Raw genomic sequence first — 12,244 nt, 5'->3', positions numbered from 1 at the left:
GTCGAGAAGGGAAGAGGTGGGGCCCGTCCCGATCAGGCTTCGAGGATGCGGCTCTTCTGGACCGCGAACTCGGCTTCGAAGAGCACTCCTTGCTCCCTAGACGCCAGGAGGTTCTCGGCCCGAATCCTTCCGGTGGCCACCATCCGTGCTCCGCTGCGGCGCAGTGCCGCTGCGAGCGGTGTGGTCCACACGTTCTCGTGCACGATGACGCCCGCGGAGTTGCCGGGCCGTACTCGCCGCCGTCTTCGATTCCGGCACCGTTGGTTCCCTCACGCTCGGGTCGCCCGGGACGGTGCTGTCAGGTGAGTTCGTAGAGACTCTTGCCGGTCAGCCAGAAACCCACCACCAGGGACAGGACCACGACGGCCTGATCCTGGTGCGTGGTGATCCCGTGGAGCAGGGCCTGGAGTCTGGCGCCGGCCCGAGCGGGCCGGAACGTCGCGTACAGCTCCATCGCCAGGAAAGTGGACGTGGACAGCAGGCAGTAGAGCAGCAGCGTCAACCAGGTGACCGCGTGGGACAGGTCGGCGTTCATCACGGTCGCGGCCCCCGCGGCGACGAGACCCCACGGCTGCAGCAGGACGCCCATGCCGGCGGCCGACCATCCGGAGGCGTTGCGCATCTTGCCGAGCCAGGTCGGCTCCGCCCTCGGACGGGCTTCTTTGCGCTTCTTGTACGCGCCGAAGAGGATCAGCCCGAGTCCGATGGCGAGCTTGACGGCGAGGGCGGCGGTCGAGGGAGCCGTGTGCTCTCTGGGCGGGGACCCGCCTGTGAAGAGCAGGACGCAGCCGATCACCAGCACCATCGAGGCCAGCCATGCGAGAACGAAGGCCAGCCCTTTGCGTACGCCCCTGTCGCCGGACAGCAGCAGGATCAGGGCCATGGCCGGCAGCGGGTGGAGGGCGATCGCCACGCCGATGATGATGAGGTCGAGTGTCATGTGCGCGCGCCCTCGTCACCGACGCCCGACGCCGCGAGCCGCCCGGCCCGTTCCCGCCGGGGTTGCGGCTGCCGCCTGGTTCGACTCCGGCGCATACGGCGGCCACCTCCGTGGGTGCTGCTGATGTCGACGTCACGGCCTCGACGCCGTCCTGAACGAGCAGGGGGCGCGGACGTCTCTCCCCCAGCCAGCCACGAACTCGTGCGCCCCGCGAAAGGTGGGCGCCCGTTGGAGCGACTCCGGCGGGGACGCGGTCAAGAAGCGGCGACGACCGGGGTCCGGGGGCGCGGCGCCCCTGTTCTCCGCCGTCGACCGCATCGGGCTCCGCCAGGCGCTCCGGCAGCGCAAGCGCCGCGGCGTGCGGTGACCGGCGAAGGGCGGTGGTTCTGCCGATGCCTCTGTGTCGCGCCGCCCGGACAGTGGCCGGGCCGATTCACGGCGCGGTCGCCGACCGGACCCTTCAGCAGGCGTCCGCCCCACGATACGAGAGGACGACTCCGTCGTGACACGACACACAGGTGCGACGACCGTGGCCGCCGTTTGCCTCGTCCTGCTGCTCTCCCCCGCCTCGGGGCCGCCGACGCCGCCTCCACGGGCGCTCCGCCACCACGAGCAATCCGTCCACGGCGAGCATCGAGGCGCTGCGCGGCTCGCGCGCGGCGAGGGCGGCCTCGTCCGGGTGGTGGCCGCTTTCGGTGGTGGCGAGGACGTGCGGGGCACGGAACGCGACTTCGCCGACGGACTGAGAACCGCCCTGACCATACGGCTCGACGACGCCCGCCGTGAGCGAGCACTACGAGATCGTCTTGTCCTGCTTCCTGCGAAGCGACCGACATCTCCGAGTCCACCCTGGCTGCCTGTCGCCGGCATCTGGGCATGGACTCCGACTGTCCGGATGGCCTTGACGAGGAGGAGCACCCTTGGCCGCCGTTCCTCACGCATCCCGGCAGCGAGCTGCCGGGAGGGGATCTCGCAACCATGCGCAGATCGGAGAGAGTGGACGAGCTCGGCCGTCTCCTGTGGGAAATCTTCGCGTGCAACTACTGGGTTGATGACAACCTGCCCTTGCTTGATGCTCTGCCGGCGCCGGTGGCCCCGCACATCGCCGTCCCGGGGTACGGGGGCTACCTGCGACACGAGTACGACACGGAGCCGACCGTGTTCACGTTCTGGGACGGCTCCTACGCGCAGGTGTCGTTGGAACACGTCGGCTGATCCGGGGCCTGAGTCATGCCGGTTCGTGTGAGCCGACGACAACCGATGAGAGCCGCGGCGATGCCGACGAAAGCGAGGAAGTGTTCGGCCTTGCGTTCGTGGCGCCGGTGGAGCCTTCGGCAACCGGCCGGCCAGGACACGGTTCTCTCAACCACCCAGCGGTGACGTCCCAGGCGCTTTGTGAGGACTCGATGCCCTTGCGGGCAGCATGGGGGCGGATGCCGCGCTGACGCAGCCACTTGCGTGGACGATCGCGGTCGTGGCCCTTGTCCGCGTGCAGCTTGTCCGGCCGTCGGCGACGGGAGCCGCGGCGGGACCGGACGGGCGGGATACCGCGCACGAGTGGCTCAAGGCCCAGGCTGTCATGCGTGTTCGTGCCCGAGATACCCAGGGCCGGCGGCAGTCCGTTCCGGTCGGTGACCAGATGGATCTTCGAACCCGACTTCCCGTGGTCGGTCGGATTCGCTCCCGCCAAAGCCCCCTTTGCAGTCCGCAGGCTGACGGCGCCGATTGCACACCGCGACCGGTCCAGCTCCCCACGGGCGCCAAGTTCGTCGAGGACGACGCGGTAGAGCCGTGCCCGGACGCGAGCGCGGCCCCACCGGGCGAACCGCCGGTAGACCGTGGGCCAGGCCGGACCGAGCACCGGCGGCGGGCCAGAACTTCATCGGCACACAGCGGATCCTGATCGCGGCCTGGGCGTACGAGTCCTTCCGCGACGCCTTCGTCGCCCGCACGAAGCAGTTGCGCGTCGGCGACCCGCTCGACGTCAGAAACGACAACCCTCGCAGCACTGAACGGGGCACCGCCTCCGGGGTGAGTCCCGGTGCCGGCCCCTTCTTGCTGAGGCCCACCAGGGCACAGGCGCAACCCGCCGCCCGCAACGCTCGCCGCTGCTCCCGCCGACGCCCGTCCAGGCGCTCCCGGGTCTCGGCACAGCTTGGGCACGGGCGCGCGGCGGCGTGATCAATGGCCCGGCGTACGCCAGCGCACGTCGTGCGCTTCAAGATCATCACTTCGGAGGATCACCGCATGTCGGCCTCTCAGAACGTCAACCGCCCCTCTACGTTCGCCATCGGGCAACCGCCAGCCAGACCCCTTATGACGGTGCCCTCGCCCCCTATCCCCCGCGGACACAGGAGAGACCCCATGGCAGGTATCAGCAAGGTCGAACTGATGCTGAAGACAGCGAAGGAATCCGACGCCGGCACCGACGGCTGGGTCTATCTCGGCATCGCCGGCCGTGAACTGCACGTCGACACCACCGACAACGACTTCGAACCCGGTGCGGAGTTCACCTACGTGTTCGGTCAGGACGCCAACGTGCTCGACGCGGAACGCAACGACCCCACGGCCCCGCGCCTGAACACCGACGACCTGGACCGTTTCCCGCTGTACATCCGCTTCGAGCCGAAGAACGGCAGCGACAACTGGGGGCTCGACGAGGCGACCGTGCTGGTCAACCCGGGCACCGACCTCCCACACCGCTACAGCAACCCCGCCGTCATCGGCGCTGCGGACCACCGCAAGATCTGGCTCGGCCAGAAGACCGGCAAGATGCTCCACCTCCGCCGCTACTGACCGACACTTCCCGTCCGGCCTCCGGACTTCCGGGCGCGCGACGGGAAGCCCAAGCGGGGCGGGGGGAACACCCGCCTCTCTGAGTGCACCGTCCCTGCAGGACTCTGGGGTCAGGCATCGAGCCGGCCAAGCAGCCGGCTGCCCGTCGAGTCCGGAGCCTCGTCGTCCCCACGCCCAGTCGGCCGTCGCCGTCTGCCACCACCACGATCGCCTCAAGGTGGAAGCGGGTGGCGATCGCTGTCACTCACCAAGACCCGGACCATCCGCGGTCCAGCACCCTGCAATCGGCGCAGAGGACCGTCATTCATACTGGTCAGAAGGATGCGCCGCTTGTACCACCAGCAGACGAAGAAGGTGCTGGCACCCATACCGCAAACCTGACGAATCGTCAGCAAAGGGTCAGTGTTCAGCCGCCCAGACCTGCTCGCACACGAGCACACCCTGGAAGCACACCCGCCGACCGCGCGACTGTGGGAGGGGCTGCGATGCACCCCCTCCCACAGTCGCGACGACGGCCACGGCAGAGACCGGGCACCCCCCGCCCCTCTATCGGCTCGGTAGAGAAAGCCCCGGGTCATGCGCCCTCCGCGCGAACGGATGACCTGGGAGACAGCGTCACCGACCGCGAGGGACGCCGCCGGAGACGCTGATGAGAGGTCCGACCACCGCCCGGTCGACGCAACGCCGGGCAGCTCGCGGGCGACAAGCCCGCATGACGTGGATGCGCGAGAACGGCCCCGACGCCCAGGCCGACACGGCATCGAGCGGGTGGGGGTACGGCGGCCGACGCCGACGGCGGGGCCCTCCCCCATCAGCATCCCCTTCGCCATGGCCCACGACGGAACCGCCCACGACACCCGCATCCCCGAGGCGACGGCCGCAGGAAGCGGCCCGCAGGCAGGCCGGCTCGGGTCAGAGCCCGTCGCCGTCCGTCCATGCCGAGATGTCCGCGGCGCCCCGGCGGACGGCTTCTCCCGGGTCCCGGGCGAGCTTCCCGCAGACCGCCGCGACGTCCGGCCCGCCGTCCGCGTCCACGAGCGCGTCATGCACCCCGGTCCGCAGCCAGTCGGCCTGGTTGTCGTCCGCCTCGGCAACCGCGCGAGCGATGAGCCGCACGGCGGCCACCGTCCCCGCCCGGGCCAGGGCCTCTGCCGCCTGTCGGGTCACCGCCGTGTCCTCGACATCCAGCAACAGCCCCAGCAGCGCTTCCGCCGCCTCGGGAACCTCGGCGAAGGAAGCAAGGTCACGCCCGGCACTAGCACGCCGCGCCCACGAAGGAGACGACGCCTCGGCCAAGGCCGCCCCCAACCCGCTCATCCTCTCCGGCACCACCAGACGGTCTCATGCCCCACGAAGAAGACCGAACCCGCACCGAGCCGCCCACACGCCCGACGAGGAGCAGCCTGCGCCGCTCCTGGGCCGACTTCGTCTGCAGTCAGCACCATCCAGATCACATCGCCTACCCGCGTTTGCACCTATGGAGCACATGCAACTATTGCGGAAGCACGAAAAGAGCTCGCTCAAGCAATCAGCCGATGGCGAGCGCCCCTCACCATCGACTGCAGGTCCTGGGCCCGCTGCACCCCGTCCGGCATCTCCTTCTCCCAGACCGACGCCTCGGCGCGCAACGCGGCCGACATCTCGCCCGCCCCTGCTGCAGCGGCAGAGCGCCGTCGCACGAAAGGCGATCTCCGAGCTCGCCGAGCAGGTCCTCTCCGAATCCGGCTGGTGCGCCCTGGCAGCCACCCTCACCGAAGCCGAGGCCGTCGGCCATGACCCGGCCGCCCTCCTCAGCTAAGCCGGCGGACGCCGTGAACTCGACACGGCGGAACGTGTCAGCGACGTCCCGGTCTGGCGACTGCGCCGGGCCGCGAACCATGCCGCCGGCGTGACCGGGATGAACCCCGTCAGGCGATCGACACCTGAAGCATCGCGTACGGCGGCCAAGGAGAACGGCGCCGCTCGTCGTCCGAACCGGTAAGGCCATTCTCCTTCTCCGGTCCGCTCGCTGCCCAGACGTCGACCAGGCGGGCATCACCCACCCGTGAACATGTCACCACCGGAGCCAAACGGTGGAGCACGTAACTACTGGAGGCGACATCGACGTGTTCACCCGCTCGCTTGATCCGCTCGCGGGGCGCACTCCAATCGGAAGGTGCGATCAGGAGACGCGCTTGAGGGTCCAGGCGTTGTTGTTGAAGCCGGAGTTCGGCCACGCGACGCAGGAGCTGGAGTAGTAGGAGCTGGTCGCGGTCCAGCCGGCGGGGTAGTACGTGGACCCGCACGCCTGGACGACGGTGCCTATGGGCAGGCCGGTGAGCTGCTTGATCTGCTTGATGTTCGGGTTGAAGTTCTGGGTGCCGCAGCTGGCGCTGTAACCCCAGCTGACGTCGACGTAGCCTGCCGGGGTGACGGTGCTCGCACAGGTGGTCGTCACGTCACCGGGGGCCGCCTGGGCGGGCGCGGCGGTGAGGGCGAGCATCGCGGCGGCGGCGAGGGCCATGGTGGTGGTGCGAAAACGGGCCATGATGGGCTCCTTGGATCGGAAAACGACCAACGAAAAACAACAGCCCGTTTCTACGGTGTGGCCGCGAACCGTAACAGCCGGTTTCTGGTCTCAGAGATCAGGCCACGACGACGGCCTGTCCAGCCAGGAACGTCCCCGACTCCCACGCCGGCACTTCCGGTTCCGTGCTCGTCGTAGTCTCCGGCTCGCCCGCCCTCGTCAACACGGATCTGACCCGCACTGTCGACAAGGCACGCGGCTGATACTGCCCCTGGGCATACGAAAGCGGCCTCTGGCTCTCGGAGCCAGGGGGCGCCCTCGTTCATCACCCGCGACCGCGGCTTGAGCGGGGTTGTCGATGCTGCTTCTCGGCATTTGCCGGGCCGATGCGGCCTTCCACGGCGGCAGGCAGCGCCACCTCCCCAGCGGGTCCACACCAGGCACCCCCGACCGGGGAGAGACACATGCCCCGTCTTGCCCTGTACACATTCGGCGTCCTGAAGTCGCCTCTCGCCGATCCCGCACCTCTCACGCGCGAACTCCACGACAGAGGCGAGCCCGTCTACCGGAAGATCAGCCGGCACCCCGGGTACCTCACTCGTGCCGAAGCGGCAGACCGCGGCCGGGCACACACTTCGACTTGGACCGGGGTGCATGGGGAGAGTTCGCCGTACCGACCTGGTACGGCAAGGGCCGTACGGTGGAAACCATCGCCCTGGACGCGACCCTCTCACTCTGGACCGACCTGCGATCCGCCTTCGACACCATCTACACCGGTCTGCACCCTGAGGCGCTGAACAGGCCTTACGACTGGTTCGAGAGGACAGAACACCCGAGTTACGTGTTCTGGTGGGTCCCCGACGGCGTGATACCCACCTGGCAGGACGGGGTTTCCAGGCTGGAGCACCTCCACGACCACGGCTCCGTGCCGCACGCCTTCACCTTCCACCGCTCGTTCGCCCCGGACGGAACTCCGGCCAGGATCAAAGGCATCGGGCCGAAGAGCGACCAGGTTCGCTGACAAGGAAGCCTGAACGACTGGGGTCGCGGTCAAAACGCCTCGATCGAATGACGGCAAGAAACCCCCTGGTTGTTGCGGGACATGACGTTGGTGACACAGGCCAATGCCCGGGAAACCAAGATGCTTCGACGGGGATCGATCGGGTAGCGTGCGGGCCATGTCGAGTCCTGAGTCAGACAAGGTGGGGGCTTTCGGTCACGCCGTCAGCCCCCTGAACCACTGAGCTCGTAGCCCTGTCGTCGCGCCGTCTTCTGCGGTGGGACGAGTGCGCGCTTGGGGCCGGCCGCGGTGACGAGATGACCTTCTCGTGCCTCTCCTCACCTCGGAGCCACTCGATGCCTCTTCCGCTGTATCTGCTTGCCATGGCGGTCTTCGCCATGGGCACCTCGGAGTTCATGCTCGCCGGCCTCTTGCCGGACATCGCCTCAGACCTCGACATCACAGTCGGGACAGCAGGCGTCCTCACCTCGGCCTTCGCGATGGGCATGCTCGTCGGCGCCCCCCTTGTGACCGCGCTTGCCCGTAACTGGCCCAGGCGCTCCAGCCTTCTCGGATTCGTCCTTGTTTTCGCCGCAGCTCACGCCGTGGGCGCCATCACCACGAGCTTCCCCATCCTGTTCGCTATCCGAGTCGTCGCCGCGCTCGCGAACGCAGGGTTCCTTGCCGTCGCTCTGACGGCTGCGGCCACGCTGGTCTCACCCGGCAGGAAGGGACGCGCGCTGGCCGTGCTGCTGTCGGGCACGACGGTGGCCACGATCGCCGGTGTCCCTGGTGGGGCCGTGCTCGGCACGGTGCTCGGCTGGCGGGCCACATTCTGGGCTGTCGCCGCTCTCTGCCTGCCTGCAGCTCTCGGCGTTCTGAAGGGAATCCCAGCAGGGCGTGACGAGGATGAGGCGACTGGCAGGCCAGCGTTGCGAGCTGAGCTCGCTCAGCTCGCACGGCCGCGGTTGGTCCTGGTGATGCTGCTCGGCGCGCTGGTGAACGCGGCAACCTTCGGAAGCCTCACCTTCCTCGCCCCCGTGGTGACTGACAGCGCCGGGTTGGGCGAGTTGTGGACCTCTGTCGCTCTGGTGCTCTTCGGTGCCGGTTCCTTCGTGGGCGTCACCGTCGCCGGACGGCTGTCCGACCGGCGTCCCGGTCCGGTCATCGCAGTCACCGGTCCGTTGCTGCTCATCGGCTGGCCGGCCCTGGCGATGCTGGCCAACGAGCCGGTCGTCCTGTTCATCCTCGTGTTCGTGCAGGGTGCGCTGTCGTTCGCGCTGGGCAGCACGCTGATTGCGCGGGTCCTCTACGAGGCCGTGGGAGCCCCTACTATGGCCGGCTCGTATGCGACCGCGGCGCTCAACGTAGGCGCCGCCGTCGGCCCCGTCGTTGCTGCGGCCACCCTCAGCACCGAAGCCGGTGCTCTCGGGCCGCTCTGGGCGAGTGGACTCCTCGTCGCGGTTGCGCTGCTCATCGCGTTCCCCTTCCTCACCGCCATCACGGCCGCCCGGAGCACCGAGGTGCTCCAGTGACACATGTGAACGCCCCCTTGGACGTCGAGGGACACCGAAGGCTCGTGGAGCGCTGCCGCACCCGTCCGATCGCGCACGTCACCGCCGAGGCCGGTGTATCTCGCGCCTGCCTGTCCACGTAGCAGAACCGGCACGACACGCACGGCGAGGCCGGGCTGCAGGACCGCCCAAGCGTCCCGCGTTCCTCACCGACTCAGACCCCACCCGATGTGGTCGAACAGATCGAGCGGTTGCGGCGGGACAACAAGTGGTCCGCCCGCCGGATCGCCCTCGAACTCGCAGGCCAGGGAGTACAGATCAGCGAGCGAACGGCAGGCCGGTGGCTGGTGCGCCTGGGCATCAACCACCGTCGGTTCCTCGACCCCGACGGCTCAGCCAACAGGCACCCGTCCAAACGGATCGTGGCCCGCTAGCCCGGCCACATGGTCCGCCTGGACGTCAAGAAGGTCGGACGGATCCCCGACGGCGGCGGGTGGTGGTGGGTTCATGGACGTAGCTCCAGGCAGGCCAGGGCCGCGCAGCGCGCGAAGACCAGTGGCGCCAGAGGCGGCTACGTCTACCTTCACTCAGCCATCGACGGATTCTCCCGCCTGGCCTACACCGAGCCCCTCTCTACGCCAGGAAGTGGACCTCTGAAGCAGAACGAACTCGGGCGATCGCGGTCTGGAACGTCCACTACAACTAACACCGGCCTCACACCGCCGCCGGAAACCGCCCTCCAGCCTCACGCCTCCACACGAGCGTCACCAACGTCATGGCCAGCAACACCTAGTACCGCAACGGTGCTTAGGGGGTGTATTGGGCCGTGATCAATGGCTGCTCGCGGCGTCCAGGGCCGCAGTCTTGGCCAGGTCCCAGAGGCGCTCGCATGCTTCGGCCCGCGCGGCCCGGATTGCGGACAGGGCTTTCAGCCCAGCAGCGGCGAGGGTGTCGATGAAGCGGGAGGCTGTCGGGTCGGAGGCCACCGGTCCGAATACGGTCGGCTCAGCCCGCAGCATCGCGACATCCGCGAGGCAGCCCCCCGCCCAACGCGACCGCGAGCGCCACGTCCAGCAGAATCTTCCCCGGATCGTGCGCAGCCCGCCTACGTCGCCACGGCATGAGCGCCGTCGATATCGCCCTGGTCCAGCCCAGCTTTGCGGACCGTCTCGACCAGCAGTACCGCCCCGCCCTGGGACACCACCGCATGACCGCCGCCCTCAACGCGGACGCGCGGATAGGACCCGATACGCTTCTTCAGCTGGGAAGTGCCTCCGACGGTGACAGGAACAAGGACCTCGACAATACTCATTCTTGCTGGTCATAGGCGCTTTTCGCTTACCTGACCACCCGTCGGACAGCCCGCTTCATGAAAGCGCGAGGCTAAAGCTGAAGGGCATCAGGCCCGCGAGTCCAGGATCAGCACGCGGCTGGCCCGCATCGGGCGATCCTGACCCCAGGGCAACGGCAGGGCCGGTCGTTTCGGCCACGCCCTGCTCGACGAATGGTCCTACATCTCGACCACAGAACGGACAGCAGCCCTGAACGTCTCTTCTCTGTGGCACTGCCCGGAGACGGCGTCCGCGCGATCAGCTGTGGACGGGGATACTCGACGGCATCGGTCCTGGGCCCGGTGCCGGCCGCAATCTGACCCTACAACTCGATCGCTGTCACGCAGTCCGCGAAGAAGCTGGTCACGTAGAGGCGCGTGCCATCCTTGCTCACCGCTATCCCGCGCGGGTCGTCAGCGACCGGGATCGTATCGGTCACCGTGAGGTTGCTGGTGTCAATCACCGAGACCGACTTGGAGCCGAAGTGCGCCAGGTAGAGGTGGTCCCCGTAGTGGCTCAGCGCAGCTCCGTACGGATGCGGTCCGACCGAGATCGTGGCGGTCACCGTCTTCTGGGCGATGTCGACCACGGACACCTTGCCCCCGAAGTAGTTGGTCGCGTAGAGGAGGCTCTCGTCCGGAGTCACCGCAACGCCGGTGGGGAACGCGATGCCGGGGATCTCGGTGAACTTCTCCATGGCGAAGTGGTCCGTGACCAGTACGGAGTCCTCCAGCGCCAGCGTCAGGTAGACGCGGACTCCATCGGGGCTCACCGCCACGCCGTAGGGGGCGTGGCCGAAGCCGTTCTGGGTGGGGTCGCCAGTGTCGAGATCGATGTGCACGAGCGTCTTGGCACTGGGACTGGCCACGTGGAGTGTGTGCTCATCGGGATTGGCGGCCACCCCGTAGGGCGCCGCGACCGCGTCGATCGTTTCCACGATGGCCGTGCTTTCGAGGTCGATCACCGAGACGGTGCCGGACTCGAAGCTGGTCGTGTAGAGGCGTGTGCCGTCGGGGCTTACCGCCACGCTATGAGGGCGCTTGCCGGCCGGAATCCGGTTGGCGTCGGAAGCGGACGCATCTGGCGTCGCCGTGGGTTTCCCGTCGACCTGTATCCCTTGCTCGCGCGCCCGCGCGAGCAGCTGGTCCAGCGGCGCGTCAACGAAGCTTGAGGTGTCCATGGGGTCTCCCTGTGCGGTGGTGACGGCGCGATGGTCCCCCTTCTTCGAGCGTGAGACACCAGTCACTCATCCGCATCTCACGCACGGCTCATGACCTGGATCTGCTTCCAGAGGGTCCAGGAGTGGGTGCAGCCTTTCGTCCGCTGTCTGGGCCAGTGCGGCTTGAAGTCGTTGAGCTACGCTCAGCGAGCTTCCTGGCGCCTGCGGGGCGGTGAGGGGGACTGTTTCGGCTGACTCCAACGTCTAACGCGTGTTGCAGAAGACTTCGGTTCGGGCATTTCCCCTGCATGTGCGGGGTGTTGAGGGCTGAGCCGTTGTGGGTGGAGACGTTCACGGGGCTGCGGATGCGGCAGTTCGAGCGGCTACTGAAGGCCGTGCGGGAACGAGGCGGGAACGGCCCTGGCGGCCGGCCGTGGTGCCTGCCGCCGGCGGACCGGGTGCTGCTGGTGACCGTGCGCCGGGTGATTCAGGGGCCGCGGCCGCTGCTCGCGATCGAGCCGGCCGCACGTCCGGCCGACGCGGTCGACCGGCTGTGGATCGTGGACGGCACCCTGATCCCGGTCCGTGACCGAAAGACCGGGGCGTCCTCACGCACGTACCGGTTCTCGGCGAACGTGCAGGTCATCATCGATGCCGACAGCAAGCTGGTCATCGCCGCGGCCCGGCCGGTGGCCGGCCACACTGCCGACGCGAAGGCCTGGCGGGACTCCGGCCCGGCCCGGCACTGCGACGGTGCGACCGTGCTGGGCGACGGCGCGTACCTCAACACCGGCCTCGTCGTCCCGCACCGCAAACGCCCCGGCCGGGCCCTGCTGTCGGGCGAGGAGAAGGACAACGCCGAGCACCGCAGGGTGCGTGCCCGTGTCGAGCATGCCTTCGCCAACACGCTTTAGTCACGGCACGAGAAGCATCGCCCCCGGACTCACGCCGAGGGCGCCGAGCACCCCGCAGCACCAGAAAGCCCTGCGTGTGCAGCC

Annotated in this window: 7 protein-coding genes and 5 pseudogenes; 6 read left to right on the top strand and 6 right to left on the bottom strand. The window is 68.5% G+C overall.

Going from position 1 to position 12,244, the window contains the following annotated elements:
• Nucleotides 1-298: 298 nt before the first annotated feature.
• On the bottom strand, nt 299-940 hold the full coding sequence (locus BLW86_RS37605) for a GAP family protein (protein WP_093878168.1): 642 nt from the start codon (nt 938-940) through the stop codon (nt 299-301).
• Between the two features lie 876 nt (nt 941-1,816).
• Between BLW86_RS37605 and BLW86_RS37600 the strand changes: the two genes are divergently transcribed.
• Nucleotides 1,817-2,155 (top strand): hypothetical protein, encoded by a 339-nt coding sequence (locus BLW86_RS37600; RefSeq protein ID WP_093878167.1) that lies wholly within the window; start codon nt 1,817-1,819, stop codon nt 2,153-2,155.
• On the opposite strand, the pseudogene BLW86_RS37595 reads toward BLW86_RS37600, so the two are convergent.
• Nucleotides 2,122-2,807 (bottom strand): annotated as a pseudogene (locus BLW86_RS37595) (IS5 family transposase); the annotation flags it as partial. The gene BLW86_RS37600 and the pseudogene BLW86_RS37595 sit on opposite strands and share 34 nt — an antisense overlap.
• 497 nt (nt 2,808-3,304) lie before the next feature.
• On the opposite strand from BLW86_RS37595, the gene BLW86_RS37585 reads away from it, so the two are divergent.
• Nucleotides 3,305-3,736 carry a hypothetical protein gene (locus BLW86_RS37585; protein ID WP_093878165.1) on the top strand — a complete coding sequence of 144 codons (432 nt, stop codon included), beginning with the start codon at nt 3,305-3,307 and terminating at the stop codon, nt 3,734-3,736.
• Between the two features lie 912 nt (nt 3,737-4,648).
• On the opposite strand, the gene BLW86_RS43610 is transcribed toward BLW86_RS37585, so the two are convergent.
• Together BLW86_RS43610 and BLW86_RS37570 are read right to left on the bottom strand one after the other, a co-directional pair.
• Entirely contained in the window at nt 4,649-4,903 is a 255-nt protein-coding gene (locus BLW86_RS43610; protein ID WP_256341578.1) for a hypothetical protein, read from the bottom strand.
• A gap of 994 nt (nt 4,904-5,897) precedes the next feature.
• The gene (locus BLW86_RS37570) at nt 5,898-6,263 is read right to left on the bottom strand and encodes a hypothetical protein (RefSeq protein WP_093878164.1); all 366 of its coding nucleotides are present in this window, start codon (nt 6,261-6,263) and stop codon (nt 5,898-5,900) included.
• Between the two features lie 443 nt (nt 6,264-6,706).
• On the opposite strand from BLW86_RS37570, the pseudogene BLW86_RS37565 reads away from it, so the two are divergent.
• The 3 genes and pseudogenes from BLW86_RS37565 to BLW86_RS37555 all read left to right on the top strand — a co-directional run bounded on the left by BLW86_RS37565 (nt 6,707) and on the right by BLW86_RS37555 (nt 9,549).
• Nucleotides 6,707-7,263: pseudogene (locus tag BLW86_RS37565) on the top strand (DUF3291 domain-containing protein).
• A gap of 335 nt (nt 7,264-7,598) precedes the next feature.
• Nucleotides 7,599-8,777 carry a Cmx/CmrA family chloramphenicol efflux MFS transporter gene (locus tag BLW86_RS37560; protein ID WP_093878163.1) on the top strand — a complete coding sequence of 393 codons (1,179 nt, stop codon included), beginning with the start codon at nt 7,599-7,601 and terminating at the stop codon, nt 8,775-8,777.
• A pseudogene (locus BLW86_RS37555) lies at nt 8,774-9,549 on the top strand (helix-turn-helix domain-containing protein). The gene BLW86_RS37560 and the pseudogene BLW86_RS37555 overlap by 4 nt, the downstream one beginning before the upstream one ends.
• A 55-nt stretch (nt 9,550-9,604) precedes the next feature.
• Here the strand turns inward: BLW86_RS37555 and BLW86_RS37550 are convergent.
• Nucleotides 9,605-10,017: pseudogene (locus tag BLW86_RS37550) on the bottom strand (transposase); the annotation flags it as partial.
• Between the two features lie 392 nt (nt 10,018-10,409).
• The gene (locus BLW86_RS37545) at nt 10,410-11,267 is read right to left on the bottom strand and encodes a YncE family protein (RefSeq protein WP_093878162.1); all 858 of its coding nucleotides are present in this window, start codon (nt 11,265-11,267) and stop codon (nt 10,410-10,412) included.
• A 287-nt stretch (nt 11,268-11,554) separates the two neighbouring features.
• Between BLW86_RS37545 and BLW86_RS37540 the strand changes: the two are divergent.
• Nucleotides 11,555-12,142 (top strand): annotated as a pseudogene (locus BLW86_RS37540) (transposase family protein); the annotation flags it as partial.
• Nucleotides 12,143-12,244 lie beyond the last annotated feature (102 nt).

Origin of the sequence: Streptomyces sp. TLI_105, assembly GCF_900105415.1 — a bacterium.
Taxonomy (GTDB): domain Bacteria; phylum Actinomycetota; class Actinomycetes; order Streptomycetales; family Streptomycetaceae; genus Streptomyces.
This window is presented reverse-complemented; position numbering and strand designations above follow the sequence as displayed.